The organism is Streptomyces naganishii JCM 4654 (genome assembly GCF_014650575.1).
Lineage (GTDB): Bacteria > Actinomycetota > Actinomycetes > Streptomycetales > Streptomycetaceae > Streptomyces > Streptomyces naganishii.
In genome coordinates this window covers 113,089-139,418 of record NZ_BMVF01000005.1, presented here as the reverse complement: position 1 = coordinate 139,418, position 26,330 = coordinate 113,089, and the positions used below count along the sequence as shown (strand labels likewise).

The window sequence follows — 26,330 nt, the reverse complement described above, 5'->3', positions numbered from 1 at the left end:
AAGCACGACCCCGGCGCCCCGGCGTGACAGGGCCGGGCTCAGTCCCGCACGGCCCCGGACGGCTGCTCCTGCGCGTAGTCGCACGTGCCCTCCGCCCGGAACTGCAGGGCCGCCCTGGTCACCTCCGCGCCGAGGCCGCGCAATTGGTCGGCGACCGCCTGGTCGGTGAGGCGTCCGTCGCCGTCGAAGACCCGGGAGGACCGCGGGACCGCGAACACCAGCGGCACGGCCCAGCCGCGCAGCGACCGCACGATGAACTCCATCGCGTTGATCGCCTGCAGGCCCTGCACCCCACCGGCGGTCGTCAGCATCCCCACGGGTTTGTTGCTGAGGTAGGGCGGGTCGTGGTCGGCCAGGAGGGCGAGCCAGTCCACCGCGTTCTTGAACGCGCCGCTGACCGACCCGTGGTAGGTCGGGCTGCTCCACAGCAGGGCGTCGGCGGCCTGAACGGTGTCCGCAAGCCGGCGGGCGGACCCAGGGATCCCGTGTTCGGACGTGTAGAACGGAAGAGCCAGCCGCTTGAGGTCGATCACCAGGGTGCCGGCGCCCGCATCGGCCGCCCCCTCGACCGCGACACACAGTGCGGTGAGGCTGGTCGACGGGGTGCGCAGGGAACCTCCCATTCCGACGACGAGCGGGCGCGTCATCCTGTCAACTCCTTCAGAGCATCTCCAGGGGCGTGGGCCCCCTGGGTGGCGGGAACGCCTCGTCGAGGGCGTCGAGCGCCTCGGCGGGAAGGTGGAGGTCCACCGCGCCGCGGTTCTCCCGAACGTGGTCGGGTGATCCGGCACGCGGGATCGCGGCCACCCCCTGTGCCAGCACCCAGGCGAGTGCCACCTGGGCCGGCGTTGCTCCGAGGGCCCGGGCCACGGCATCCAGTGCCTCGACCTTCAGGAGCCGCGCCTGCTCTATCGGGGAGTAGGCCATGACCGTCACCCCGGCCTCGCGGCACCAGGGGAGAAGATCCCACTCGATGCCGCGCCGGGAGAGGTTGTACAGCACCTGGTCGACGGCCGTGGCGTCGCCGCCGGGGAGGGTGGTCAGCTCGGCCATGTCGTCCACGTCCAGATTGCTCACGCCCCAGTAACGGATCTTCTCCGCCTCCATCAGGTCGGTGAATCCCGCAAGGGTCTCCTCGAGTGGCCACCGTCCCCGCCAGTGCAGCAGGTACAGGTCCAGCCGTTCCGTACGGAGCCGCCGCAGGCTGCCCTCGCAGGCGGCGACGGTGCCCTTCCGGTCGGCGTGGCCGGGCAGCACCTTGCTGACCAGGAAGACCTCGTCCCGGCGTACCCGGAGGGCCTCCCCGACGAGTTCCTCGGCTGCGCCGTCGCCGTACATCTCCGCCGTGTCGACGACGGTCATGCCCAGGTCCACGCCCAGCCGCAGCGCGGCGATCTCCTGTTCACGCCGGGCCGGGTCCTCGCCCAGGTACCAGGTGCCCTGCCCGAGCGCCGCGATCTCCTCACCAGAGGGGAGCGCGACCGTTCTGGCCGATTCCGCAGACATCTCGGGCCTCCCGTCCGCCGCGGATCCGTGTCACACGCGCCCGCACCGGGTGCCCAGGTCCGCGCCTCACAGACAGCCATGTCGCATGCGCCGCAGGGAGGTCAGGAGGGGGTGAGCGCACTGCGCCGATAGCTCGCCGGCGCCGGCTGCGCGATCGGCAGCGCGCTCGACCTGGTCGACCTCCACGTCATCGCCCTGTGACGCCCGGGCGTCTCCGACGGCGGACCCAGGTCGGCCGCCAGCAGGACGCACGCGGCTCCGCCGGAGGACGTCTCGGACACGTCAGCATGATGACCACACTTCGTGCGTGCCCCACGCCATGACGGCACACGGGACCGGCGGGCCCGCGGGTGTCAGCGCACATGCAACGTCCGGGACGCCGGCGGTGCCGAAGACCCCGGGGTCACTCGGCGGATTCGAGGGCCTGAGAGAAGTCCGTTCCGAGTTGCGACATCAGGTCGTTGAACTCCTTCTCGGTGATCGCCTCCCGGAGCACGGCCAGTACGGCCCGCACACCCCGGTCGGCTTCCTCCTCCTTGAGCATGGTGCGTTCCGCCACACGCCGCACGCTGTCGTGGTGGCCGAAGCGCTCGATGCGGTCCGTGGTTCCCCGGCGCACCGCGTCCGCGAGGCCCTCGGGGAGCTCGGTGATCAGGTGCCTGGCCTCCCCGGCGCTCAGCCTGTGGGCCAGTGTCTCGAGCGTGGCCCGGGTCAGGTCCGCCGCCTCCTGCCGGCTCAGTCCGGTGCGCTCGGCGACGGTACGTACGAATTCCTGCTCATCCATGCGTCGTCCTCCTTCGCTGCTGTGTTGCGACGAACGGCGCGGACCCCCTGCAAGCCTGCCACGCCGACCCGGCCCACGCCCGCGCACGGACGGCGGTGACCACGGCCACCCGCACCTCGACGCCTCCGCGCGCCTTGGTGTGCAGGGCCTCGCCGGCCAGTTGAGCTCGTCGTAGTGCGAATCGGCAGGTGTGGGCGGGTCCGGGCGTGGAAACCCGAGGTGTCCCGACCTTCAGGGAGGCGTCATGGACGCCCATGCCACTGCCCAGGGAAGCCCCATCGCCACGGTCAACCCGTACACCGGTGAAAGGGTTCGTGAGTTCCCGGCGCTGAGCGCGGAAGACGTGGAGCGTGCGATCGGCAGGGCGCACCGCAGCTTTCCGGACTGGCGTGCCCGGTCGACGGCCGACCGAGCGGCTGTCCTGCAACGCGCCGGCCGGCTCATGAGGGAGCGCAAGGAGGAACTGGCGCCCCTCCTGACCCTCGAGGTCGGCAAGCTGATCAACTCGAGCCGTGCGGAGGTCGACCTCGCGTCCGACATCCTCACCTACTACGGCGACCACGGCCCCGAGCTGCTGGAAGAGCGACCCCTGCCGGCGCCCGAGGGCACGGCCGTGCTGGTGAACGAGCCACTCGGCGTCCTTCTCGGTGTGATGCCGTGGAACTTCCCGCTGTACCAGGTCGTCCGGTTCGCGGGCCCGAACCTCGTCCTCGGCAACACGATCCTCCTCAAGCACGCGAGTAGCTGCCCACAGTCCGCCCTGGCACTCGAGCAGCTGTTCACGGATGCGGGGGTGCCGACCGGGGTCTACACCAATCTTTTCGTGCGGGGCAAAGACGTCGGGAAGATCATCGATGACTCCCGAGTACAGGGAGCGTCACTGACCGGGAGCGAGCGGGCGGGCGTGAGCTTGGGCGAGATCGCCGGCCGCAATGTCAAGAAGTCCGTCCTCGAACTGGGTGGCAGTGATCCCTTCGTCGTGCTGGACGGCCACAACCTCGAGCGCACCGTGTACGCCGCGTTCCTCGGCCGGATGGGCAACACCGGGCAGTGCTGCGTGGCGGCCAAGCGCTTCATCGTCCTTGCCGACGTCTACGACGCCTTCGTCACCGGGCTGCGTGACCGGATGAGCGAGGTGCAACCGGGAGATCCGCTCGACCCCGCCACCACGCTCGGCCCGCTGTCCTCCGAAGCCGCGGCCGAACTCCTGATGGAGCAGGTTCGTGACGCGGTGGACAAGGGAGCCACGGTGGTGCTGGGCGGCGGGCGGCCCGACCTGCCGGGCGCCTTCGTCGAGCCGACCCTTCTCACCGACGTCACACCGGACATGCGGGCCTATCGGGAAGAGCTCTTCGGCCCCGTCGCCACGGTCTACCGGGTCGCCGACGACGACGAGGCCGCGGCACTGGCCAACACCTCCCCCTACGGCCTGGGAGGTGCGGTCTTCGCCGCCGACCCGGAACGTGCTCGCGGAGTCGCGGACCGGCTGGAGGCGGGCATGGTGTGGATCAACCACCCGACCGCGTCCCGACCGGAGCTGCCCTTCGGCGGCATCAAGCGCTCCGGCTACGGGCGCGAACTCGGCGACGTGGGCATCGTGGAATTCGCGAACCGCAAGCTCGTGCGATACGTGGACGCCGACGCCCCGGTCCAAGAAGTGCTGGGCTGACCCACGAGCCGGCCGTCCGGTTCCTGACGACCGCTGCCTCGTCCCAGGACCCCTCACCCAGTATCCGGAAGCCGGCAACCACCAATGGTCAGGCGGGTGTCAGAGAAGCGCTTGCGAACGAGCGATTCTCATCGGCTGCGCCAGCCGTGTTCCGGGCGCTCGAGCTAGATGTTCTGGAACTCGTTCGGCAGTTGCGACATCACATCCTGGAACTCCGTGCCGGGGACGGCCTCTCCCAGAGTCATGAAAACCGCCGCAACGCCCCTGCGCGCCACGGCCTCATCGACGCCTGCACGCTCGCTCACTCGCCGGACGAACTCGGCAACGCCGAATTTCTCGGCGACATCCTCCGGTGGGACCAGCGGCGGGGCGATCTCGGCGGGCAGGACGCCGGCCAAGTGCCTGGCCTCGCCGCCGGTGATCCGCTCGCCCAGGGTCAGCATCGTGGCCCGGGTCAGCTCTTCAGCCTGCTCCTCGGGCACATGGGCCCGCCGGCTGACGAGCCGGATGAAGTCGTCGCTGTCCATGGCGTCTCCAATCCTGCGACCCATGACAGGTACCGCGCGTGCACTACCCGAAACGGCGAACGAATTTCCGGCACCAACCTCGCGGCCGGTGCCGAAAGCGCCGGTCACGGCCCGTCCTCATCCCTTTTTTCCTCGGTAAAGGGGCGCACCGCCTCCAACAGGACCCTCAACGCACCGGTGAGCATCCCGACTTCGGCGACGCGCTGGGCGTAGGGGTCCTGCGGGTACGGGCGCTCGGCCTGCTCGGCGGCGTTCGCCAGGACTTGTTCGGCGGCCTGAGCCGCGGCGCGCAGAGTGGCACGTTCCTTATTTCCGGGCATGTGATCTCCCCTGGATCCGGCCGCTGGGCGCAACATTCCCCGAAATTTCCCGCGCCACGGGCGTCAGATTCGCGTTCCGTAGTCTGGAGTCACTCAGATCGGCTTCCCAAAGGGCCCACCAGAATAGACCGGCAGTACCACAGTAGGTCCACGTGGCTGAGATCGGCTCCCTCAAGCCTGGGTGCTGGCCGTGATCGGGCTCGTGGCGACGTTTGGCTGCACGTGGCAGCAATGGCCTCGTTCGGGCCTTCCAGAGCCGCCGCCCACCGGCGGTTCACGGAGTGGTCGAAGACCAGGGGTGACGGCGAAACCACGCTGCCTGATGCTCGGGGAGCCCGGTGCCCACGGCGAGCTGTATCGGTCCCGCCTGTGCGATCGACTCGGAGCTGCGCAGGCCCTGAAAAATGGTGCGCACTCCGAGGGTTGGGTGCGGGCCACGCGGAAACCCGGCGTTGTCTGCTGTGCGCGCTTCGCCCTCTCACTCCAGTGGCTCGCCTTCCATTCACCACCCCAGTGGGGAGCATTCATGAAGACAGACATCCACTCCACCTCCCGCCTCCGGCGCGATCCGCTCGTGCGTGGCCTGGGCTGGGCCAGCGCGCTCCTGGGCGTGCCCCAGGTCGTCGCCCCGGCGGGCTTCGCCCGGGCCCTGGGCGTCGGCGACGCCTTCCGGCACCGCTCGGCGACGACTGCCGTGGGTGTGCGCGAGCTGGCGGCGGCGACCGGGCTGCTGGGGCGACCGCATCCGGCCTGGCTCTGGGGCCGCGTCGGCGGCGACCTCATGGACCTGACGATGCTGACCCGGGCCCTGAAGCACCACAACGGTCGCGGCCTGGGCCGCACCGTCGCCGCGACCGCCGCGGTCACCGCCATCACGGCCACGGACGTCTACGCGGCCGTGACCCGCACCCGTAGGAGCGCCATGGAACTGACCGCGGCCACCACCGTCAGCCGGCCCCCGGACGAGGTCTACGCCCTGTGGAAGGACCTGGAGCGCCTGCCGGACTTCATGGCGCACCTGGAGGAGGTGCGCGTCACCGGCCCGCGCACCAGTCACTGGCGGGCCAGCGCGCCGTTCGGCAAGACGGTCGAATGGGACGCCGAGACCACGCAGGAAGTCACCGACCGGCTGATCACCTGGCGGTCGGTGGACGGCGCCGACATCGACAACTCCGGCGAGGTCCGCTTCGAGCCCGCCCCCGGCGGCCGGGGTACGGAGATCCGGGTGACCCTGCGCTACGACCTGCCCGGCGGGGCGCTGGGCCAGGCCGCGGCGCGCTACTTCGGCGAAGAACCGCACCAGCAGCTGGACGACGACCTGCGCCGCTTCAAGCAGATCGCGGAGACCGGCGAGGTCGTCCGCTCCGAGGGCGCGCCCGGCGGCAAGCGGGCCCGCGGCGAGTTCCCGCAGCACCCGGCGCGACCGCTGACCGAGGGCGAACTGAAGGAGGCCCTGGCATGAAGGCGAACTGCTGGACGGGACGCAACTCGGTCGAGGTGCAGGACGTCCCCGAACCGTCGATCCTCAACAGCCGCGACGCCATCGTGAGGATCACCTCGACGGCGATCTGCGGCTCCGACCTCCACCTGCTCGACGGCTACGTCCCCACCATGGAAAAGGGCGACATCATGGGCCACGAGTTCATGGGAGAGGTCGTCGAGGTCGGCTCCGGCATCAGCGACGGCAAACCGCGCGTCGGGGACCGGGTCGTCGTGCCCTTCCCCATCGCCTGCGGCGCCTGCGCGTCCTGCCACGCGGAGCTGTACTCGTGCTGCGAGAACACCAACCCCAACGCGGGCATCTCGGAGAAGTTCTTCGGTCACCCCACCGCCGGCATCTACGGCTACTCCCACTTGACCGGTGGCTTCGCCGGCGGCCAGGCCGAGTACGCCCGCGTGGTGTTCGCCGACGTCAACGCCCTCAAGATCGAGTCGGACCTCACGGACGAGCAGGTGCTGTTCCTGTCGGACATCCTGCCGACCGGATACATGGGCGCCGAGATGTGCGACATCCAGGAAGGTGAAGTCGTCGCCGTGTGGGGCGCAGGTCCGGTCGGCCAGTTCGCCATGGACAGCGCCCGGGTCCTGGGCGCGGAGAAGGTCATCGCGATCGACAAGGAGACCTACCGGCTCGAGATGGCCGCCGCCCAGGGCTACACCACCATCAACTTCGAGGACACCGACGTACGGTCGGCGCTGCTCGAACTCACCGGCGGCCGGGGCCCCGACAAGTGCATCGACGCGGTCGGCATGGAGGCCACACACGGTGCCTCCCACGTCCACCTCTACGACCGCGCCAAGCAGGCGGTCCGCTCCGAGACGGACCGGCCACACGCCCTGCGGCAGGCCATCATGTCCTGCCGCAGCGGGGGCGTGGTGTCGGTCATCGGTGTCTACGGCGGGATGATCGACAAGTTCCCGGCGGGTGCCTGGATGAACAGGTCCCTGACGCTGCGCACCGGGCAGTGCCACGTGCAGAAGTACATGAAGCCGCTGCTGGGCTTGATCGAGCAGGGCAAGATCGACCCCACCCGGGTGATCACCCACCGGCTGCCCCTGACCGAGGCACCGACCGGCTACGACCTGTTCAAGAACAAGAAGGACCGCTGCGAGAAGGTCGTCCTCAAACCGTGAGGGCCGCGACGACCCAGAGCCGCCCAACGGGACCAGGTGTCGACATGAGGCTGCTCGGCATCTATCTCAACGACCACCTCGCCGGCGCCACCGCCGGGACCGACCGCGCCACCCGCCTGGCGCGCGCTGCCTGCGGGTCCGCGCTCGGCCGCGCGATCGGGCCCGTAGCAGCCGAGATCGCCCAGGACCGGGCAGAGCTGCTGGACATCATGGCGGATCTCGGCGTTCCCGTTCGCCGCTACAAGGTGTGCGCCGGCTGGGTGGGCGAGAAGCTGGGACGGCTGAAGCCCAACGGCCATCTGCTACGCCCGTCACCGCTCGGCACCATGCTGGATCTGGAGGCCCTACGGCTGGGGGTCGAGGGAAAGGCGGCCGGGTGGCAGCTCCTGCGCCGCCTCAGCGCCGCCGACGAGCGCCTGGACCCTGCCCGGCTCGACATGCTGCTCGAACGAGCCCGGCGGCAGCAGGAAACCATCGAGGAGTGGCGCGTCCGCCAAGCCGAGGAGGCACTGGCCACCACAGTCGGCTGAGCCGCTGCGCCAGCGCTGCCAAAGCCGCGTCCGGCCGGATCGTCGGCAGATGTCCGGCCGTGCGTGCGGGGCGCTTCCCCGGTGTGCTGGGGAAGGTCGCGTACAGCGGCTACAGGCAGGTCCGCAGGCAGTAACACGGGACCGCCAGCGAGGGCGATGAGGCAGGCGGAGAGCACGGCGGCCTCCCACGGCCGGGATCCGTGGTGCGCCGGGTCGGCATCGGCGGTGACTGTGTGCGCCGTCTCGATCGTCAGCCGAGCTTGCGTCGCAGTTGCAGGCTGTACAGCAGAAGGAGCGAGGGTGCGATCAGAACAACCGCGACGAAGGACACCAAGATCAGCACCCACAAGGTGGCCGTAGGAGCCGCCGCCTGCTGAATCGTCAGGTGGGTGCCCAGGAGGTACGGGTACTGAGCCACTCCCCATCCCGCGACGACGGTGGTGATCGCGATGGCCGCCAGGGTGCGCACGACAGGAGGGCTGCCCCTGCGCAACAGGAGCAGCGCGGCCAAGCCGCACAGGCCCGAGACGACCAGGAGCGGAGCACCCACCGTGCTGAGCTGGTGGAACAGGCGCGGGGAGTCCGCATGCAGGACGAACACGCCCACGAGCGCCACCAGCCCCGCAACGATGCCCGCCCCGAAGGCCCGGTGGCTGAACGCCTTTTCCAGAGGGGGATCCGCTCGGCGCTGGGCCTGTCCGGTGAGGAACACGGCGGCGAGGTAGGCGCAGACGGTGACCGCGAGGACGCCGCCGAGAACGGATGTCGGATTGACCCAGCTGGACAGCGGGTCACCGTGCCCGGCCGAGGGGACGCGACCGGAGGCGATCCCGCCCGCGACGGTGCCGAAGAAGAACGGGGTCAGCACCGACGAACACGCGAAGGCGACACCGCTTATCCATTCTCCCCGCCCTCGGGCCAGCGCGTGCCGGAAGGCGAAGCCCGAGCCCCTGGCCACGATCCCCAACGCCGCCAGGCCCAGGGGGATGTACAGGGTGGTGGTCATGGCGGTGAATGCCTGGGGGAAGGCTGTCCAGATCGTGACGAAGCAAAAGATCAGCCATGTGTGGTTGGCCTCCCACACCGGGCTGATGGAGACGTTGATCAGCTCCCGTACGGGACGTCCCCGCGCGGCGCCGCCGGCTGTCAGATCCCAGAAGCCGGCCCCGTAGTCGGCGCCGCCGAAGAGGGCGTAGGCGATCACCCCGATGAACAGGACCCCGGCGATGAGATCGCTCATGCGTCATCTCCTCCGAAGGTGTGCCCGTTCGTCGCCGGCGCCGCCCGAGGGCCGTACGGGACCACAGCGGCCTCCGCGCCCTCCTCCGACCAGCGGCGGCGCAAGGTGCGCAAGACGTACAAGGCGCCGACGGCGACGCACGCGTAAATCACGAGGACCGTGGAGAACAAGGGCCACAGGTTCCCCTGCGTGGCGACCGCGTTCTCCGTCAGCAGGAGTCCCACGACCGTCCAGGGCTGGCGGCCGACCTCGGTCACCACCCAGCCGCTCTCCAGAGAGACGAGCGCGACCAGCCCGGAGACCGCGGAGCTTCGCAGGAACCAGCGGTTGGTCGGCACCGCGCGCCGCCGCCACCACTGCCAGGCGAACCAAAGTGCCAGCAGGAGCAGGAGCGATGCGGTCGCAACCATGACGTCGAAGGCGAGATGCACGATGCTCACGACCGAGTCCGTGGGGCGTACAGCTGCGGGGATCGCGTCGAAGCCCTTGATCTTGGTGGACGGGGTGAAACCGGCGAGGATCGAGGCCACGTCGGGAAGCTGGATGCCGTAGCGCACCCTGCCGTCGACGAAGATGCCGCCGAGGGTCTCCGGGACGTGATCACCGGTGGTCGGGAGGAGTTCGACGGCGGAGAACTTCGCCGGCTCCCTGTCGTACACCTGGCGGGCGATCGTGTCCCCCACGAGGAACTGCAGCGGCATGGCGATCGCGGCGACCGTGAACGGCACGGCGAACCCAAGCCGGTGGTAGTGGTCCCGGCGCCCCTTGAGCAGGCCCCACGCGTACACGCCCGCGACCATGAACCCCGCGACGATGTACGCCGCGAGGAGCATGTGCACCATCTCCCACCAGAACGCGCCGTTGAAGAAGACCTGGGAGGGGATCACGCCCACCACACGCCCGTTGCGCACCGCGATTCCGGCGGGCTGGTTCATCCAGCTGTTGGCCGCGATGACGGAGGCCGTTCCGCCGACGCCCGCCAGGGTGACCACGACGCCGGTGAAGAAGTGCGGCCACGGGGGCAGCCTCTGCCAGCCGTAGATGTAGATGGCCACGAAGATTGCTTCGAGGAAGAAGAAGAGACCCTCGACGGCGAACGGAAACCCGAAGGCCGGCCCGTACTTGCCCATGAGCCCGGGCCAGAGCAGCCCCAGCTCGAACGTCAGCACGGTGCCGGACACGGCCCCCACCGCGAACAGCACGGCGGCCACCTTGGACCATCGCTGCGCCAGGACCAGCGCCTGCTGATCGCCGCGGCGCAGCGCCCGGTAGTGGCAGACCAACATCATGAAGGTGAATGCGAGGCCGAAGGGCACCAGGATGATGTGGAAGCCCAGTGTGAACGCCATCTGCTCACGCGCGGGGAGGAGTTGTGGCGGGTCGGCGGCTGTTGGCAGGGCAGACAGCACCATGAATTCTCTTTCTGGCTCCGACGGCGGCGGACGATACTCGTGCCGCGGGGTGGGAACGGGCTGCTGGCGCCGGTACCCGGGCGTGCCGGAGACTCACGCCGGGCGGCGCATGTCCGAGGGCGCGGCCGCCGATGACGTCAGAGACGGCCGGTACGGTGTATCCGCCGGGTGCGGAGCACGAAGGTGGACCCGGCGCGGCGGGCGGGAGTGCGCAGGCGAGCGCGCGGACGGCCCCCGGGACGGGGAAGCCCGGCGGGACGCGGCGCCGCCGGGTCGTGGTTGTTGCGGTGCGCCTGGAAGGCGCACACGGTGCCGGGGGTGGCGAAGTCGTTGCCGCGGGCGCCCTCCCACCCTGCGGCATGCCGCCAGGCGCCTCGAGTCGGCTGCGGGCCGCGTTTCCCCGCGTTCTCCGCCACCTTTTCAAGGATCCTGTCCGTGTCATCCGGATCGTTCACGGCCTCTACCTTTCGGCACTTCCAACCGGCCGGAAGAAAGACCCTCCTGAGCGGCCAGGTCGATCGATGACGGGGGAATATTGAGGATGCTTGCCTTCCGCGCTCGATGGTAGACGGCCGCTCCGGGGCACGCCCGCCCCAGCGGGTGGCGGTTTCGCCGGTTCCTTCTCCAGGGCCATCTCGTCGGCGCCGGTCAGCGGACAGGGCGAATACTTTCTCGCATGCTCCGAGCACGGCGCGAGGTACCCGCCGCTGCGGGCGAGTCGGCCGCGTGGCGGCTTACCGGGGAGGCATGAGCGAGCTCGTCGTGTACGACGGGCGGGTGCCACACCGTCCCGGGCCCGCGACGCACCGAGCGGCCCGGCCGTCAGCTGTCCAGCTCCTCCTCGACCGGCGGTTTCGGCACCTCGCGCAGATGCTGGGACTGTCCCGGCCTGCCGCCCTTCCGGGCCTGCTCGGCCCGCTGTGCGGGGCTCAGCCCGAGGTCGGAGTCGGGGTCCACGCGGACCGACCTGGCCACCTCCTCGCGGTTGGCGTACTGCTCGGCCGGGATGCCGCGCAGCGCCTTGACGACGTCCGGCGCGGCGCCCGACCGGCTCGCCGCTTCGATCAGCTTGTCCTTGCCGGCGGGGAAGTCGACATCCTTGATGGCCTCCACCACGTCCCGGGCGCTCGTACTGTGAGTCATGGCCCCTTCTCCCTCATCGGAATCCGGAATCCTGGGCCACCCCGGGTAACCGGCAGGGGCCGCTCACTCACCTCCTTCACCCGCCGGATTTCCCCCGGTTTGCCGGCCTGGGCCTGGGAGGACCCTGCCCGGCGGAGGTGATCGTCGTGCCTTCAGCTTGTCTGCTGCTGCTCCTCCGCCCCCCGGCCCACCCACTGCGGTGCTGCCGACACCGCTCCCACCGGAGTTCCAGCGAGGCGTCAGCCGGGCCCGCCCAGCACGATCTTCCAGACTCGGGTTGCCACCTGGAGGTTGAGCCGGTCCTCGACGTTCGCGAGGTCGTTGCCGCTGATGTCGCGGATGCGCTGGAGCCGATAGCGCAGCGTGCTGCGGTGGATGGCGAGGGAGTCGGCGGTCTCGTCGTAGTTGCCGCCGCAGTCGAAGTACCGGGACAGGGTCTCCACCATGGTCGCCTGGTGCCGGGAGTCGTAGTCGATGAGCTGCCCGAGCCACTCATGGACGAACGTCTCCAGTTCCCGGTAATCGTTGCCGGGTCCCAGGATGCGGTAGAGGCCGAGCTCGTCGAAGAACGTCGTGCCGTAGTGCTCGCGGGAGTGGCGGCGCACGTCCAGGGCGCGCTGCGCCTCCTGGTAGCGGTGGGGGATGTCGTTCAGGGAGTCGGAAGGGGCGCTCACCCCGATCGTTCCGGACCGTGTTCCGGTCTCCCGGACGAGCGCCTCGTACAGCGCCCGGGGGTGCGGCCTGTCGTCGGCGACCAGGACGACGTGGTCGGAGCGTCGGGTCAGCAGCGAGCGCATGCCCACGCTAGAGGCCGCCCGCCCCACAGTCTGTGCGAAGGATTCGTCGGCGGTCCGGTTCGACCACTGCACCACGACGACGTAGTGGCTGCGGTGCAGGTCGTGTCCGACAGCATCGGACCGGGCGTAGGCGCTCGCCTCGTCCGTCCCTGCCAGGAGGTCGTCCACCAGCTCGCGGTGCAGCCTCAGCTCCACTTCGGCCAGATTGCGCAGGTGCGTCAGCTCCAGCGCGAGTGACGCGGCAGCGTGTTCCAGCGCGAGCACGGTGTGCTCGTCGGCCTCGTCCCGGCCATCGACCAGGGCCAGCACGCCCAGGATCTCGCCGTGCGGGCGGATCAGGGTGATCAGCCGGTCCCTTATCCGCACCGGCCCGGCCTGACGGGCGACGGCGTGCAGCATTTCGTCCTGGCGCACGGGGTCCGGTTCCGGATAGGGGACGGGGCGGCTGGGGCCGGTCCAGGACCTCAGCCGACCGAAGCGGTCCTCGACCAGCGCGGGGAGTCCGGTGAGCCCGTGCAGTGCGCGGGTGACGGCTTCCTCGCCGCCGCCCGAGGCGGCGGCGCCGGCCATGAGCGCGTGAACGGCTCGCTCGTAGCCCAGCTCAGCCACCACGGAGATCAGCTGCCGCTGGAGGGCTGTGCGTTCCTCCCTCAGTCGGTGCAGTTCCAGCGCGTCCTCGCGTCGGCGGCGGTGTGCGAAGGCGACTGACAGTGCGGCGGCGGTGTGCCGGACGAGCATGGCGAGAAGGGATCGCTCGGCCTTGGTGGGCCGGGAGCGGGACGTGACCACGAGGTAGCCGTGGAGTCCCTCAAGTCCGCGGAGCCCCAGGGCCCGGCCCCAGGGCCTGCCGGGTACGGTCACGTAGCCGTCCTGCCCGGCCAGCTCCCGCACCCTACGGCTCACGGCCAGGGCAGGCATCTGCCCGTCCCTTGGACTGGGAACCAGGTCGCCGCCCACCTTGAGGTATCCGGCCTCGGCGCTGTATGGCCCCGCAGCGGCTATGTGGTCCATGGCCAGGCGCAGGATCTCGACTTCGTCCGGAGCGCCGAACAGGGCGCGGGAGAGCGCGACCAGTTCGTGCAGGGCATGGTTGGCCGGGGCGTTGGCGGGCGGGCGGGGCCCTCCGCGCGCGGCCGTGGGGTCCCGCCCGGCGCTGCCCACCGGAAGGCTGCCCTTCCGGTGGGAGGAGCGGTGGTACAGGCTGTGCGACCGGCTGCCGGTCATGAGACCACTCCGTCCCTCGAAGCCCTCAGAGAACCGAGCGGCATGTCGCGTACCCACTCACGGGCCGGTTACCCGAGATGGGTGGATCCCTTCTCTCGTCCTCGTGGGGCGACCGGACCTGTGCATTCCTGACTCGCCAGACGCAGGCGTGGAGCCACCCGGTCCGTCACCCTGGGGAGCTCAGCTTCAATGGTGTCTCGGGCGGCCTCCGTCCGTCGTAGTAGACGCCGCGGTCCCGGTGGCCTGCTCGAGCCCTTCGCCCGTGGCGGCCCGCCTTCCTCGGCCTCCTCGTCGAGGCGCTGCACGGCCGTGGCGGAGGTACGGCTCGCGGCGCCTGTCGTTCCGGCCGTCCCCGGCGAGGAGAAGGAACTGCCCCCGCCGACGCCCGGACGGTACGCGCCGCGCGCGGGAACTCACTCCTGAGGTCGGCCACTTGAACGAGCTGATGGGGCAGGCTCGACAGGATGTCCGGGCGGCAGCAGCCGACATCTGAACACGGCCGTCGATGGGGCGGTGAACGGCATGACGGTGAAACTGAACGCGACGGCGTTCAACCACGCAAAGAAGCTGACCCAAGAGGGCCGGATCGTCCTGGACGACCGGGACGAGTGGAGCGAGCACCGGCCTTCGGCAGCGGACGAGAACGCCTACCTCGAGGAGCACGGATTCGACGAATACGCCCGGTGGTACCTGGGCATCGACGACGAGATGGGAGAGGAGACCAAGGGCCGGTACAAGTTCCCCTACGGTGATTTCGAGCGCGTCCACCGCTGCGGTGTGCTCTCTGCCGAGGTACGCGCCGGACAGCAGAAATGCGCGGACATCGAGAACCCCGTCGCGCACCTGCACGGACCGCTGGACGGCAGGCGGGCCGGGAACCGGTGACAGCGCCGGAAGAAGACGGGACGTCCAGTGGCGCTAGGCGTCGTCGCCCCGCTCGCCCTCCGCCTGGGATGGCTCGCTCCGGGGACGTCCGGGTGCTGTCGGCCTCGCTGCGCAGCGGCTTTCACAGCGCCCCGCGCCCGGGTGTGAGTCGTCACCCGCGCCCGGGCGAGGGCGGGGTGCGGCGTCAGTCGCCGGCCACGGCGCGCACCGCCTCCTCGACCGGGGTGGACCCGCTGATCAGCTCGAGGATGCGCCCGGCGGTCCTGGGCTCGTGGAGCAGGGCGGCCAGCACCGCGGCCACGTCGTCGCGCGGCACTTGGCCGCGGTCGGTGTGCTCGGCGAGCGTGACGCGGCCGCTGCCGGGGTCGTCGGTCAGCATCCCCGGGCGCAGAATCGTCCAGTCCAGTCCCGGACGGGAGGCGATGTCGGCGTCCGCCTCGCCCTTTGCCTTCAGGTAGGCGGCGAACACCGGGTCGGTGCCGGGTGGCGGCGGGCTGTCCACGCCCATCGCGGAGATCACCAGGAAGCGGCGCATCCCGGCGCGCTCGGCCGCGTCGGCGAGGAGGATGGCCGCGTTCCGGTCCACCGTCTGCTTGCGGGCCGCGCCGCTGCCCGGTCCGGCGCCCGCGGCGAACAGTGCCGCGTCGGCGCCGCGAAGGTGGCCGACAACCTCGTCCACCGAGGCGTGCTCCAGATCGCACACCACCGGTTCCGCGCCGTCCGCGCGCAGGTCGTCGGCGTGGTCTGGGTTGCGGATGAGCCCTGTGACGTTGTCGCCGCGCGCCGAGAGCAGCCGGGTCAGCCGGCGCGCGATCTTTCCGTGTCCACCCGCGATCACGATGTGCATGGGTCATTCTTGCCACACGCGACCGCTCACGCCGGGCTACGGCACTGTCGCGGCAGGTCGGGTCCCGCGGTTGCCGTATAGCCGGCGTACTCGCGCACCGCGCTGGTGCGCGAGACCACCCGGCCACCGGGCCGCGCCGCAGGTTCGGGGATTCGTGATCGCGATTCTGCCGTCAGGAGCGCGCGAGCCGGGCCGCGAGATAGGGTGCGGTGGCGCTGCGGCGAGCCCTGGCCACCTTGGCCGGCGGGCCCGCCACGACCACCCGCCCGCCCGCGTCGCCGCCGCCCGGACCGAGGTCGATGACCCAGTCGGCGGTGGCGATCGTGTCCAGGTCGTGCTCGACGAGGACGACCGTGTTGCCGGCGTCGACGAGCCGGTGCAGCTGTCGCAGCAGCAAGGCGATGTCCGAGGGGTGCAGCCCCGTCGTCGGCTCGTCGAGCAGGTAGAGCGCGTGCCCGCGGCGGGCTCGCTGCAGTTCGGTGGCCAGTTTGATGCGTTGCGCCTCACCGCCGCTGAGTTCCGTCGCGGGCTGGCCCAGCCGCAGGTACCCCAGGCCCACCTCGCGCAAGGTCTCCAGACTGCGGGAAGCGGCCGGGACGGCGGACAGGAACTCGGCGGCGGCGTCGACGGACAGCGCCAGTACTTCCGCGATGTTCTTGCCTTGGTAGGTGACTTCCAGTGTTTCGGCGTTGTACCGGGCGCCGTGGCAGGTCGGGCACGGCGCGTAGGTGCCCGGCAGGAACAGCAGTTCCACCGCGACGAACCCTTCGCCCTGACAGGTCTCGCACCGCCCTTCGGGCACGTTGAAGGAGAACCGCCCGGCCGAGTAGCCGCGCGCCCTGGCCTCGTCCGTCGCCGCGTACAGCTTGCGCACCGCGTCGAACATCCCGGTGTACGTGGCCAGGTTGGACCGGGGAGTTCGGCCGATGGGCCGTTGGTCGACCCGAACCAGCCGGTCGAACGACTCGACCCCCGACGCGTCCTGGACGTCGACCTCCAGCCGCGCCTCGTCGGGTTCCTCTGGTACGAGTCCGAGGTGGCCGCGGACGACCTCGGCGAGCACCTGCGTCACCAGCGTCGACTTTCCGGAACCGGACACGCCCGTCACCGCCGTCAGGACGCGGAGCGGTACGTCGACGGACACGTCGTGCAGGTTGTGGCGGGAGACGCCGCGTAGGTGCAGCCAGCCGTGCGGTGTGCGCGGGCGGTGATCGAGCGGATGTGCGCGCCCGAAAAGGTACTGGCTGGTGGCCGACTCCGCGACCCGCTCGAGACCGGCGACCGGGCCGCTGTACAGCACGCGTCCGCCGCCCTCGCCCGCACCGGGACCGATGTCGACCACCCAGTCGGCCCGCCGTACGACGTCCATGTCGTGCTCCACGACGAACAGCGAGTTTCCCGCCGCCTTGAGGCGGTCCAGCACGTCCAGCAGCGGTTCCGCGTCAGCCGGGTGCAGGCCCGCGGAGGGCTCGTCGAGGACGTAGACGACGCCGAACAGCCCTGAGCGCAGTTGGGTGGCGATCCGCAGGCGCTGCGCCTCGCCGGGCGACAGGGTCGTCGAGCGGCGCCCGAGGCTGAGATATCCGAGGCCCAGGTCGAGCAGTACGTCGATCCGCGCGACCAGATCGCCGCAGATCCGGACCGCGACCTCGGTCGTCTCCCCCGATCGTGCGGTCGACGTGGTGGCGTCGGCCTCGGATCGTCCCGCGACGGGCCGCAGCAGCGCCACGACCTCGGTGAGCGGCATCGCGTTGACCTCGGCGATGGAACGTCCGGCGAAGGTCACGGCGAGGGCCTCGGGCCGCAGTCCGCTGCCGTGACAGGCGGGACAGGGCACACTCCTGACGAACCGCAGCGCCCGTTCGCGCATCTTCTCGCTCTTGGAGTCGGCGAGGACGTGCATGACGTGCTTGCGGGCACTCCAGAACTTGCCCTGGTAGCCGTAGTCGACGCGGTCCTCCTCCGGCTCGACGTACACGGACGGCTGCTCGTCCGTGTACAGCAGCCAGTCCCGGTCCTTCTTCCTGAGCCTGCGCCACGGCCGGTCGATGTCGATACCCAGGCCGCTGACGACACTGCGCAGGTTGGCTCCTTGCCAGGCACCCGGCCAGGCGGCGATCGCCCCCTCGCGGATGCTCAGCGAGGGGTCCGGGACGAGCAGGTCCTCGGCGACGTCGTGCACGACGCCCAGCCCGTGACACTCCGGGCAGGCGCCGGCCGCGGTGTTGGGTGAGAACGACTCGGCTTCCAGCCGCGCGGCCCGGGGCGGATAGGTGCCGGCGCGGGAGTACAGCATGCGCAGCAGATTGGACAGCGTGGTGAGGGTGCCGACCGTCGAGCGTGAGCTGGGCGACCCGCGGCGCTGCTGCAGGGCCACGGCCGGTGGCAGCCCGGTGATTTCCTGCACGTGCGGGGCGCCGACCTGTTGCAACAGCCTTCGGGCGTACGGCGCTACGGACTCGAAGTAGCGCCGCTGGGCCTCCGCGTAGAGCGTGCCGAACGCGAGCGAGGACTTGCCGGAACCGGAGACGCCGGTGAAGACGACCATCGCGTCCCGCGGAACGTCGACATCGATGTTCCGCAGGTTGTTCTCACCGGCGCCCCGCACATGCACGAGGGGGTCGGCCGCGTCCTTGTCCACCGTTCCTGATTACCTGATCGCGCCGCGAACCGCGCGACAGGCGCCGTCACCGGGCCCCTCCCCCAGGGACCATCCCGAGTGCTTCACGGCGCTAGCGCGGCGTGCGGTGCCGCCCGGGTTGGCGCGGAGCAGGTGTTCGTGGTGGCGCACACAACCGTGTGGCCGGTGGTGGAGCGGGCCCTGCACGGGGAGCACGAGGAGGTCCGACCGTACCGCCTGCGCCTGCCGGCAGGGGCCAGCGTGTCACGCCGCGTCGGCCTTACCTCGAGGGCATCCTGTGGCCATGTGAGCGCGGGGCAGCCGACGAGAAGGAGCCATGCGGGTGTCGTCACAGGACGTTACGGTCGTGGCCCTCCTGGCGGATCCGGATGCGCCGACGGAGATCGCGCAGCGCATGGCAGAGATGCTGCCTGATCGGCTCGCCGACAGGTCAGGCCAGGGACGACGGTTCGACGTCGAGGTGGTCAGCGAGCCCTTCACCGCGGGGACCGAGGACCTGCCGACGTTGACGCGTCGCGTCATGGACCGCAGGCGCGCGGAGGGCTGGGACATCGTCGTGGCCCTCACCGACCTTCCGCTGCACTCGCACGGGCGCAAGCTCGTGGTGGATCTGAGTCACGAACACGGCTTGGCGCTGCTGTCTCTTCCCACGCTGGGGGGCTTCCGGCTGCAGACGAGAGCCCGACAGGCCGTCGAAGAAGCCGTGCTCAGCTTGGCGGGCCTCCGGGCCACTCGGGCTGAGGGGCCTCCGGGAAGTCAGCCGTTGCGGGGGCCTTTCGTCGGTCGTCTCGCGCCCATCCATCCGGGCCGGATCGGTGAGGAGGAGATCGCCGATCTGCGGTACGTCGTCAGAGGGCCGCGCGGTTACTTGAGGGTGCTCCTCGGTATGGTCCGCGCCAACCGGCCGTGGCGCTTGGTGCCGGGCTTGTCGAAGGCCCTGGCGGCCGCCCTCGCCACGGGAGCGGTCGCCACCGTGAACTCCACCATCTGGAACCTGGCCACCTACCTGAGCACTCCGCGCCTGGTGATCGCCACGGTCGGGTCTGTCGCGCTCATGATCGGCTGGCTGATCGTGGACGCGAAGCTGTGGCATCGAACGGATGAGGTTTCGCCGGAGGCGAGGAAGAGGGCCGCTCTGTACAACGCCTCGACGATTGTGACCGTGGGTATCGGGGTGATCGTCTGCTACGTGGGTCTGATGGTCATCAACCTGGTCTGGGCGCTCTTCATCCTCAACGACCGGGTGTACGCTTCCACGACACGAACCCCGCTGCACGCCACTGAATACTGGACCTTGTCCTGGTTCGTCGCTTCGGTCGCCACGGTGGGCGGCGCGCTGGGGTCGGGCTTGGAGAGCGACGAGGCGATCCGGGCAGCCGCCTACTCCAAGCGCGAACAGGAGCGTCGCAGCGCGCTACAGGACGACCACGGCGACTAGCGGGTGCCTCAGTCGGGGATGTGCCGTCGGTTGGCGGTCGTCCGGGTTCGGTGATCCCGCTGATCGGTCGGCGCGTGGTTGTTTCGCCTCGGGGGCCGACGGGGACCCGCACCGCACGCCGCCGGAGCGCCGAAGCTCCGCCTCGCCGGCCGGCGTCGAAACGACCGCTCCACCTGATCCAGGAGAACGGCCCCGCAGAGGTGTCCCGGAGCGACGGACTTTCGTGGCAGCCCTTCCGAGAGTCAGGCGCTTCGTGCCCTCTGCATCACCGCAATGCCGCGACATCAAGGGAAGCCATCATGAAAGCAGCGGTATACGAAGGACCGCGGACGGTCACTGTGAAGGACGTACCGGACGCGAAGATCGAACACCCCTGCGACATCATCGTCAGGATCACCACCACCAACATCTGCGGTTCGGACCTGCACATGTACGAGGGCCGCACCTCGTTCGAGTCCGGCCGCACCCTGGGACACGAGAACATGGGCCAGGTCGTGGAGGTCGGCTCGGCCGTCCGCAAGGTCCAGGTGGGCGAGTACGTGGTCCTGCCCTTCAACATCGCCTGTGGATTCTGCAAGCAGTGCGAGCAGGGTCTGACCAACTACTGCCTGACCATGCAGCCGGAACCGGCGCTCGCGGGAGCCGCGTACGGGTTCGCCGACATGGGTCCCTACCAGGGCGGCCAGGCGGAGCTGCTGCGCGTGCCCTACGGCGACTTCAACGCTCTGCGCCTGGGCGAGGACGCCGCCGAGCGGCAGACCGACTACGTCATGCTCGCCGACATCTTCCCCACCGGCTACCACGCCACCGAGATGGCCCACGTCAAACCAGGTGACCAGACCATCGTCTTCGGGGCCGGTCCCGTCGGGCTGATGGCGACCTACTCCGCCCTCCTCAAGGGCGCCGGCCGCGTCTGGACGGCCGACCACCAGCCCGACCGGCTGCGCAAGGCGGAGGAGATCGGAGCCATCCCGATCAACACCGCCGAGCAGAACCCGGCGGAGGTCGTCAAGGAGGCCACCCTCGGTCTGGGCGCCGACAACGGCTGCGAATGCGTCGGCTACCAGGCACACGATCCCCAGGGACACGAAGACGCCAGTCTCACGCTCAACGGCCTGATCGACTCGGTCAGGTTCACCGGTGACATCGGTGTGGTGGGCGTGTTCTTGCCCCAGGACCCCGGCGGCGCGGAGGCCCAGGGCGAACTGGAGGCCCAGGGCAAGGTCCCGATCGACTTCGGCATGATGTGGTTCAAGGGCCAGCGCATGGGAACCGGGCAGGCACCGGTGAAGAAGTACAACCGGGCCCTGCGGGACCTCATCGCCGGCGGAAAGGCGAAGCCGAGCTTCGTCGTCTCCCACGAACTCAGCCTGGACGAGGCTCCCACCGCCTACGAGCACTTCGACGCCCGTGACGAGGGCTGGACCAAGGTGGTCCTGCACCCCGACGGACACGGCAACGGCCACAAGCGGTAAGAGACCCGGGGCCGCCGTGCTCCTTGTCTCCCGTGCACCGGTCCGGGGGACGGGTGGCGACCTGCCCGTCCCCCGGACGGAACCGGGGCCGACAGCCGCGCGTCGGGCGGACCTGAACCAACAGCGATTGCCCGCGCTCCGGCCTGGCGGACGGACGGCGGACGCTCAGCGGTGTCCGCAGTGGCAGCGGCACCTCCAACGGCTGCGGCCGCCGGCCGGCCGGCGGCCCGTGCGGGAGGCTTCCTTGCCCGACGGCTACCGCATCTCAACCAGGCCGACGCGCCGCGGCAGGGCGTTCCGGCCAGGCGGACACCCGTGACGTGGCTGCGGGCCTTCGTGGAGGTCGTGCGATCTGGGCTCAAGATCGAGGAGACGCGGCTTGAGCCCCTACTCGCGCTGCGTGCGGCCGCTGGGATGGCCATCGTCATCGGGCCGGCGCTGTGGCTGGTCTCCCCTGCGTATGCCGCGTCCGCCGCCCTCGGCGCCTACTCCGCGGGTGGGGCCACCTTCCAGCGCAGCTGGCGTCCGCGCAAGGTGGTCGCGCTCGGCGCGGGCGCGGGTCTGGCGCTCAGCACCTTCGTGGGCTACCTGGCGGCGGGGCGACTCGTGACGTTCCTGGCGCTGCTGGCCGTATGGGCCTTTGCCGCGGGTATGGCGTGGGCCGTCGGATCGACAGCCGGGATCGTCGCGGCGACGACCGTGGGCAGCATGCTGGTGACCGTCACCTTGCCCACGAGCGTCGGGCACGCCCTGGAGCACGCCGGGGTCATCGCACTCGGGGGCGTGACGCAGGCCCTGCTGATCTGGCTGTTCCCGATCCGGCGTTGGGGAGCGCATCGTGACGCGCTCGCCGACGCCCTGGCCGCCGTGGCGGACTACGCCCGCCGGCTGCGGCACGACCCGACCGCCCCGTTCGACCCGGAGCCGTTGATGACGGCCCGGGACGCGGCCGCCGTGACGCCGTCACAGGCCCGCACCCGTCCCTCCGTCCTGCACGGCCCCCGGGGACTCGCCGAACGTATTCGGCCGGTGCTCGCGGCGCTCGCCGACCCGGACGTGGGCGCCCCGGCGGAGGGACCCGGGCGGGACCGCGCGCGGGAGTTGCTCGACGCGGCCGCCGACGTCCTGGACGCGGCCGCCCGCTCGATCCGCCGCGGCACTCCCGCCGAGGTACGGCCCGAGAGCACGGACGTCCTGCGCGTCGACGAGGAGCACGAGGTGCTGGAGGGCCCCGCGCGGCAGGCCGCCGAGCGGCTCGTGGAACTGCTCGGCGAGGCGTTGGAGATCGCCGGGAGCGGCTGCGCGCTCGGGAGGACGCCCACGCCGCCCGGCCCCGCCGGCGCCCAGTTCCTGATGCGCCCGACCATGCTCCGGCTGGTACCGGTCGTCGCCCGGGCGGTCCGCCGTGAACTCCGCCGGGACTCGCCCGTGTTCCGGCACGCCGTCCGCCTGGCGGCCGTGGCCACGCTCGGCTATCTGATCGCCGCCCGGCTGCCCCTGGGCCACGGTTACTGGGCGCCCATCGCCTCGGTGATGGTGATGCGGCCGGACTTCCACCGGACGTACGCGCGTGCGGTGGCCCGTCTCGCCGGGACCCTGGCGGGGGTCGCGCTGGCCACCGGCATGGTGCGGGCCCTGGGCCCGGACGCCCATGTGTCCGGCGCGCTGGCCGTGGTCTCGGCGGGCCTGTCGTACACGCTGAACCGTACCGGCTACGCCTATTCCCAGTGCTTCACCGCCGCGTACGTCGTCTTCCTGCTCGGCATGGGCGGCCAGGCATGGGAGCAGACGGTCCCGGAGCGGGTGGTGCTCACCCTGCTCGGCGGGGCCCTGGCCATGCTGGCTTACGTGGTGTTCCCCGCCTGGGAGACACCCCGGCTGCCGGGCCGGCTCGCGGACTGGCTCGCCGCCAACGGCCGCTACGCGGCCGCGGTGCTCCGCAACTACGCCGAACCGACCCGGGAGCATCACGCCGACGTGCGCCGGGCACTGCTGGAGAGCAGGGAGGCACGTGCCGCCTGGCAGGAGGCATACGACCGGGCACGACAGGAACCGGTCCGCCCCAGGGGTCTGACGTCGCGCGAGGCGCAGGAGGCGCAGGAGGCGCTCAAGGGGTTCGGCCGGGCAGCGATGCTCATGGAGAGCCACGTCCCGCCGGCCGACAGCCGTTTCGTCCCCCAGGCGGAGCGATTCGCCGAGGCCCTGGAGACGGACACCGCGCAGGCGGCAGCCGACGTGCGCGAGCACAGGAACCCGGACTGGGGACGCGTGGAGGAAGCGCTCCAGGCGTGGGAGGACGTCTCCGGCAGCGGGAGCCCGGTCGTGCGGCGCGAAGCGGAACTGCAAAAACGAGCCTTGGAAGACCTCGCGACAGCTGTGAGCCGCACACCCCTGGAACGGGACGTCGGCTCCGCTCGCGAGGAGCAGCGAGTGCGGGCGACCCTGGCTGCGGAAGGTAACGGATCAGGGCCCGCACACCAAGGTGGTTGACGGCGTCGGCGGCGCAGAGCGCCGCGCCTCCTGGAACGGGAAATGGTCTCCCGGCCGCGTCGGGCCGCTGCGGCAGTTCACGGTCGGCAACTCCAACCACGGCAACCACACCGTCCAGACCCGGGCCCTGCACGCCTACCTGCGCTGGCGCAACCGGAACATCCGCCACCCCGACGTGCTCGCAGCCCAGCGCCGCGAACGGGCCCGCGTGCGCAGCGAGAATGGTGACACCGACACATGGCCCATGCTTGGCGAAGTGCGGCGCGAGGCTCATGCGGCGGCGACGGTGTACAGGGCGACGAGTACGGCCGGCTTGCCGACAGTCCGCTGACGGGCTCGGGCGACCGCGCGAGACGGCGCCCGTCCGCCCGGTCAGTGCGCGACGCGGTAACGGTGCTCGGGGCGTCCGGTGGTTCCGTAACGCAGTTCGAGCCGGACCAAGCCCTCCTTGACCAGGTAGGAGAGATAGCGCTGGGCCGTGGCCCGGGAGACCCCGGTACGTTCGGCGGCTTCCGCTGCCGACAGGGCGTCGTGTGCGGTGCGCAGCGTCTGGTGCAGCAGGGCCAGCGTCGGCGCGGAGTGGCCCTTGGCGGGGATACGGGGCACGGCCGGCGGGCGGGCGGCGCTGAACAGGGCGTCCACATCCGCCTGGTCGGTCTCCGGGGCCGTGCCGAGGACGTCCATACGATGCTGGAGCTCGCGGTAGGCGGTGAGCCGCTCGGCGAGGTCGGGGGCGCCGAAGGGTTTGACCAGGTAGCCGACGGCCCCGAGTTTCATCGCGATCCGCACGGAGGTGATGTCCCGGTCGGCGGTGATCATGATGGCGTCGGGGCGGTCGCCGCCCTCGTCCCCGCTCAGCCGGCGCAGCACGTCGAGTCCGCTGCCGTCCGGCAGGAAGACGTCGAGCAGCAGCAGGTCCGGGTGGAGGGCGCGCACCGCGTCCAGCGCCGCCACCACGGTCGCCGCCTGGCCGACCACTTCAAAGCCCTCGACGCGGGACGCGTAGTCGCAGTGCACGCGGTTCACCCGGAAGTCGTCATCCACCACCAGGATCCGGATCACCAGCGGTCACCTTCCGCGCTGCCGGCCGGCGCGCCGACCGGCACCGGCGGAACCTTCGTGAACAGGGCGCCCCGCGGGGCCGGAGCCGGGTCGGGCACGGGCAACGTCACGGTGAAGACGGCACCCGGCCCGTCGCTGACGGTGATCGTGCCGCCGTGCCGCTGCACCAGCCGGTGGACGAGGGCGAGTCCGAGCCCGCGCCGGGCGGTGCCCCGGTCCGGACGGGTCGACCAACCGTCCTCGAAGATCGACTCGGTGGCGCCCGGCGGGATGCCGGGCCCGGTGTCGGCCACCTCCACCCTGACCACGTCGACGGCCTCGATCAGCGACAGCCGTACCTCGGGACCGCCCGGACGGGCCGGACCGGTCGCCGACGCGTCGATCGCGTTGTCCAGCAGGTTGCCGATGATGGTCAGCAACCGGCGCAGATGCGGCGGGTCCTCACCCAGCGCGGAGTCGTCGCTGAGGACGATCCGCACCCCGCGTTCCGCGGCCACCGTGATCTTGGCGACGATCAGGCCCACGAGCAGCGGGTTGCCGATCCGTTCCCGTACGGACTCGGTCAGCGCCTGCTCGGCGCCGGCCGTCTCGACGGCGAACTCGTAGGCGGCGTCGTGGTCGCCGATGTCCAGCAGCCCGGCCACCGTGTGCATCCGGTTGGTGAACTCATGCTGCTGGGCGCGCAGCGCGTCGGTGAGCCCGCGCACCGAGTCCAGTTCGCGCAGCAGCCCGATGAGCTCGGTGCGGTCGCGCACGGTGACCACCGCGCCCAGTTCACGGCCGTGCAGAGCCACCGGCATCCGGTTGACGACCAGGCAGTGGTCGTCGGTGAGCACATCGATGTCGCTGCCCGCGAGGGTACCGTCCAGGGCGCGGCGCAGCCGCCCGTCCGGCAGTACCTCCTCCAGCGTGCTGCCGAGAGCGTTGCCGAGCCCGAGCAGGGCGCGGGCCTCGTCGTTGACCACCGTGATCCTGCCGTCGGGGTCGAAGGCGACGACTCCCTCACGAATGCCGTGCAGCATCGCCTCCCGGTCCTGGAGCAACCCTGCGATCTCCTCCAGTTCCAGCCCGAACGTCGTCCGCTTCAGCCGCCCGGCCAGCAGGAACGCGGCCGCCGAACCGAGAGCGACGGCGATGGCGCTGTACAGGCCGAAGGTCGGCAACTCGCGCCATAGTTCGCCCAGCACGTAATGCTCGGGAATGCCCGCGGACACCTCGCCGACCAGCTTGCCGGTGGGCCCGTACAGCGGAGCCTTGCCGTTGGCCGAGCGCCCGGTCGCGCCCTGGTCGGTCCCGACGTGGGGCCTGCCGTCCAGAACCGCGATCGGATCGCCCGTCGGTTCGCCGATCAGCGCCGGGTCGGGGTGGGAGTGGCGGATTCCGCGCAGGTCGAGCACGACCACGTACGACGCCCCCGCGGCCTTGCGGATCCGTTCGGCCACGGTCTGCACCACGTCGCCGCCGCCCCCGTACCCCATGGCCTGCCGGATCTGCGGTTCGGCCGCCGTGGTCCGCGCGATGTCGAGCGCCCGCTGCTCGTAGGCACGGTCGATCTCGCCCCGCTGCGCGAAGGCGAACAGCACGAAACCGATCAGCCCCGTCAGCGCCAGGATTGCCAGTTGGTTGGCCAGGATCCGCGCGGAGAGCCTCCCCTTCCCGCCACGGCTGAGCAGCATACGGATGGGTTTCACCAGTTTCTCTCGCCT

The 26,330-nt window shown here is 70.8% G+C and carries 21 protein-coding genes and 1 pseudogene; 9 read left to right on the top strand and 13 right to left on the bottom strand.

Annotation, left to right across the window (positions count from 1 at the left end; all coding sequences use genetic code 11):
• Positions 1 to 38 precede the first annotated feature (38 nt).
• From IE217_RS10850 to IE217_RS10840, 3 genes are all read right to left on the bottom strand, one after another.
• Positions 39 to 647 (bottom strand): NADPH-dependent FMN reductase, encoded by a 609-nt coding sequence (locus IE217_RS10850; RefSeq protein ID WP_190177571.1) that lies wholly within the window; start codon positions 645 to 647, stop codon positions 39 to 41.
• A 13-nt stretch (positions 648 to 660) separates the two neighbouring features.
• A complete protein-coding gene (locus IE217_RS10845) occupies positions 661 to 1,506 on the bottom strand; it encodes an aldo/keto reductase (protein ID WP_190177570.1) in 846 nt (281 codons plus the stop codon).
• Between the two features lie 403 nt (positions 1,507 to 1,909).
• Positions 1,910 to 2,290 (bottom strand): DUF2267 domain-containing protein, encoded by a 381-nt coding sequence (locus tag IE217_RS10840; protein WP_190177569.1) that lies wholly within the window; start codon positions 2,288 to 2,290, stop codon positions 1,910 to 1,912.
• 244 nt (positions 2,291 to 2,534) lie between these two features.
• Between IE217_RS10840 and IE217_RS10835 the strand changes: the two genes are divergently transcribed.
• Positions 2,535 to 3,959 carry an NAD-dependent succinate-semialdehyde dehydrogenase gene (locus IE217_RS10835; RefSeq protein WP_190177568.1) on the top strand — a complete coding sequence of 475 codons (1,425 nt, stop codon included), beginning with the start codon at positions 2,535 to 2,537 and terminating at the stop codon, positions 3,957 to 3,959.
• A gap of 164 nt (positions 3,960 to 4,123) precedes the next feature.
• On the opposite strand, the gene IE217_RS10830 is transcribed toward IE217_RS10835, so the two are convergent.
• Both IE217_RS10830 and IE217_RS10825 read right to left on the bottom strand, forming a co-directional pair.
• Complete coding sequence (locus IE217_RS10830; protein WP_229865204.1) at positions 4,124 to 4,486, bottom strand: DUF2267 domain-containing protein; 363 nt, start codon at positions 4,484 to 4,486, stop codon at positions 4,124 to 4,126.
• A 104-nt stretch (positions 4,487 to 4,590) separates the two neighbouring features.
• A complete protein-coding gene (locus IE217_RS10825; protein ID WP_190177567.1) occupies positions 4,591 to 4,806 on the bottom strand; it encodes a hypothetical protein in 216 nt (71 codons plus the stop codon).
• A gap of 526 nt (positions 4,807 to 5,332) precedes the next feature.
• On the opposite strand from IE217_RS10825, the gene IE217_RS10820 reads away from it, so the two are divergent.
• Genes IE217_RS10820 through IE217_RS10810 form a run of 3 tightly spaced genes read left to right on the top strand, consistent with a single transcriptional unit; the run spans position 5,333 to position 7,970 of the window.
• Positions 5,333 to 6,268 (top strand): SRPBCC family protein, encoded by a 936-nt coding sequence (locus IE217_RS10820; protein WP_190177566.1) that lies wholly within the window; start codon positions 5,333 to 5,335, stop codon positions 6,266 to 6,268.
• Positions 6,265 to 7,440 (top strand): zinc-dependent alcohol dehydrogenase, encoded by a 1,176-nt coding sequence (locus IE217_RS10815; RefSeq protein ID WP_190177565.1) that lies wholly within the window; start codon positions 6,265 to 6,267, stop codon positions 7,438 to 7,440. The genes IE217_RS10820 and IE217_RS10815 overlap by 4 nt, the downstream gene beginning before the upstream one ends.
• A gap of 44 nt (positions 7,441 to 7,484) precedes the next feature.
• The gene (locus IE217_RS10810) at positions 7,485 to 7,970 is read left to right on the top strand and encodes a hypothetical protein (RefSeq protein ID WP_190177564.1); all 486 of its coding nucleotides are present in this window, start codon (positions 7,485 to 7,487) and stop codon (positions 7,968 to 7,970) included.
• 250 nt (positions 7,971 to 8,220) lie between these two features.
• Here the strand turns inward: IE217_RS10810 and IE217_RS10805 are convergent, their stop codons facing one another.
• The 4 genes from IE217_RS10805 to IE217_RS10790 form a co-directional block, all read right to left on the bottom strand.
• Positions 8,221 to 9,210 (bottom strand): cytochrome d ubiquinol oxidase subunit II, encoded by a 990-nt coding sequence (locus IE217_RS10805; protein ID WP_190177563.1) that lies wholly within the window; start codon positions 9,208 to 9,210, stop codon positions 8,221 to 8,223.
• Complete coding sequence (locus IE217_RS10800) at positions 9,207 to 10,622, bottom strand: cytochrome ubiquinol oxidase subunit I (protein WP_190177562.1); 1,416 nt, start codon at positions 10,620 to 10,622, stop codon at positions 9,207 to 9,209. Before IE217_RS10800 ends, IE217_RS10805 begins: the two co-directional genes overlap by 4 nt.
• 822 nt (positions 10,623 to 11,444) lie before the next feature.
• On the bottom strand, positions 11,445 to 11,765 hold the full coding sequence (locus IE217_RS10795) for a DUF2795 domain-containing protein (protein WP_190177561.1): 321 nt from the start codon (positions 11,763 to 11,765) through the stop codon (positions 11,445 to 11,447).
• Positions 11,766 to 12,004: 239 nt separating this feature from the next.
• Positions 12,005 to 13,786 carry a PucR family transcriptional regulator gene (locus tag IE217_RS10790; protein ID WP_190177560.1) on the bottom strand — a complete coding sequence of 594 codons (1,782 nt, stop codon included), beginning with the start codon at positions 13,784 to 13,786 and terminating at the stop codon, positions 12,005 to 12,007.
• A gap of 522 nt (positions 13,787 to 14,308) precedes the next feature.
• Between IE217_RS10790 and IE217_RS10785 the strand changes: the two genes are divergently transcribed.
• The gene (locus IE217_RS10785) at positions 14,309 to 14,671 is read left to right on the top strand and encodes a hypothetical protein (protein ID WP_190177559.1); all 363 of its coding nucleotides are present in this window, start codon (positions 14,309 to 14,311) and stop codon (positions 14,669 to 14,671) included.
• Positions 14,672 to 14,855: 184 nt separating this feature from the next.
• Here the strand turns inward: IE217_RS10785 and IE217_RS10780 are convergent, their stop codons facing one another.
• On the bottom strand, positions 14,856 to 15,518 hold the full coding sequence (locus tag IE217_RS10780; RefSeq protein WP_190177558.1) for an SDR family oxidoreductase: 663 nt from the start codon (positions 15,516 to 15,518) through the stop codon (positions 14,856 to 14,858).
• Positions 15,519 to 15,690: 172 nt separating this feature from the next.
• A complete protein-coding gene (gene uvrA, locus IE217_RS10775) occupies positions 15,691 to 18,159 on the bottom strand; it encodes an excinuclease ABC subunit UvrA (protein WP_190177557.1) in 2,469 nt (822 codons plus the stop codon).
• A 316-nt stretch (positions 18,160 to 18,475) separates the two neighbouring features.
• Here uvrA and IE217_RS10770 point away from each other — a divergent pair, with 316 nt between their 5' ends.
• From IE217_RS10770 to IE217_RS35225, 4 genes and pseudogenes are all read left to right on the top strand, one after another.
• On the top strand, positions 18,476 to 19,597 hold the full coding sequence (locus IE217_RS10770) for a hypothetical protein (RefSeq protein ID WP_190177556.1): 1,122 nt from the start codon (positions 18,476 to 18,478) through the stop codon (positions 19,595 to 19,597).
• Between the two features lie 299 nt (positions 19,598 to 19,896).
• Positions 19,897 to 21,072 carry a glutathione-independent formaldehyde dehydrogenase gene (locus IE217_RS10765; RefSeq protein WP_190177555.1) on the top strand — a complete coding sequence of 392 codons (1,176 nt, stop codon included), beginning with the start codon at positions 19,897 to 19,899 and terminating at the stop codon, positions 21,070 to 21,072.
• Between the two features lie 315 nt (positions 21,073 to 21,387).
• Complete coding sequence (locus IE217_RS10760; protein WP_190177554.1) at positions 21,388 to 23,562, top strand: FUSC family protein; 2,175 nt, start codon at positions 21,388 to 21,390, stop codon at positions 23,560 to 23,562.
• A gap of 61 nt (positions 23,563 to 23,623) precedes the next feature.
• Positions 23,624 to 23,788 (top strand): annotated as a pseudogene (locus IE217_RS35225) (IS630 family transposase); the annotation flags it as partial.
• 146 nt (positions 23,789 to 23,934) lie between these two features.
• On the opposite strand, the gene IE217_RS10750 reads toward IE217_RS35225, so the two are convergent.
• Together IE217_RS10750 and IE217_RS10745 are read right to left on the bottom strand one after the other, a co-directional pair.
• A complete protein-coding gene (locus IE217_RS10750; protein WP_190177553.1) occupies positions 23,935 to 24,624 on the bottom strand; it encodes a response regulator in 690 nt (229 codons plus the stop codon).
• Complete coding sequence (locus tag IE217_RS10745; RefSeq protein ID WP_190177552.1) at positions 24,621 to 26,300, bottom strand: ATP-binding protein; 1,680 nt, start codon at positions 26,298 to 26,300, stop codon at positions 24,621 to 24,623. The genes IE217_RS10750 and IE217_RS10745 overlap by 4 nt, the downstream gene beginning before the upstream one ends.
• Positions 26,301 to 26,330: the final 30 nt, after the last annotated feature.

Coding starts and splice junctions, on each gene's coding strand:
- IE217_RS10850 (WP_190177571.1), bottom strand. CDS start 647: ATGACGCGCCCGCTCGTCGTCGGAATGGGAGGTTCCCTGCGCACCCCG.
- IE217_RS10845 (WP_190177570.1), bottom strand. CDS start 1,506: ATGTCTGCGGAATCGGCCAGAACGGTCGCGCTCCCCTCTGGTGAGGAG.
- IE217_RS10840 (WP_190177569.1), bottom strand. CDS start 2,290: ATGGATGAGCAGGAATTCGTACGTACCGTCGCCGAGCGCACCGGACTG.
- IE217_RS10835 (WP_190177568.1), top strand. CDS start 2,535: ATGGACGCCCATGCCACTGCCCAGGGAAGCCCCATCGCCACGGTCAAC.
- IE217_RS10830 (WP_229865204.1), bottom strand. CDS start 4,486: ATGGACAGCGACGACTTCATCCGGCTCGTCAGCCGGCGGGCCCATGTG.
- IE217_RS10825 (WP_190177567.1), bottom strand. CDS start 4,806: ATGCCCGGAAATAAGGAACGTGCCACTCTGCGCGCCGCGGCTCAGGCC.
- IE217_RS10820 (WP_190177566.1), top strand. CDS start 5,333: ATGAAGACAGACATCCACTCCACCTCCCGCCTCCGGCGCGATCCGCTC.
- IE217_RS10815 (WP_190177565.1), top strand. CDS start 6,265: ATGAAGGCGAACTGCTGGACGGGACGCAACTCGGTCGAGGTGCAGGAC.
- IE217_RS10810 (WP_190177564.1), top strand. CDS start 7,485: ATGAGGCTGCTCGGCATCTATCTCAACGACCACCTCGCCGGCGCCACC.
- IE217_RS10805 (WP_190177563.1), bottom strand. CDS start 9,210: ATGAGCGATCTCATCGCCGGGGTCCTGTTCATCGGGGTGATCGCCTAC.
- IE217_RS10800 (WP_190177562.1), bottom strand. CDS start 10,622: ATGGTGCTGTCTGCCCTGCCAACAGCCGCCGACCCGCCACAACTCCTC.
- IE217_RS10795 (WP_190177561.1), bottom strand. CDS start 11,765: ATGACTCACAGTACGAGCGCCCGGGACGTGGTGGAGGCCATCAAGGAT.
- IE217_RS10790 (WP_190177560.1), bottom strand. CDS start 13,786: ATGACCGGCAGCCGGTCGCACAGCCTGTACCACCGCTCCTCCCACCGG.
- IE217_RS10785 (WP_190177559.1), top strand. CDS start 14,309: ATGACGGTGAAACTGAACGCGACGGCGTTCAACCACGCAAAGAAGCTG.
- IE217_RS10780 (WP_190177558.1), bottom strand. CDS start 15,518: ATGCACATCGTGATCGCGGGTGGACACGGAAAGATCGCGCGCCGGCTG.
- IE217_RS10770 (WP_190177556.1), top strand. CDS start 18,476: ATGCGGGTGTCGTCACAGGACGTTACGGTCGTGGCCCTCCTGGCGGAT.
- IE217_RS10765 (WP_190177555.1), top strand. CDS start 19,897: ATGAAAGCAGCGGTATACGAAGGACCGCGGACGGTCACTGTGAAGGAC.
- IE217_RS10745 (WP_190177552.1), bottom strand. CDS start 26,300: ATGCTGCTCAGCCGTGGCGGGAAGGGGAGGCTCTCCGCGCGGATCCTG.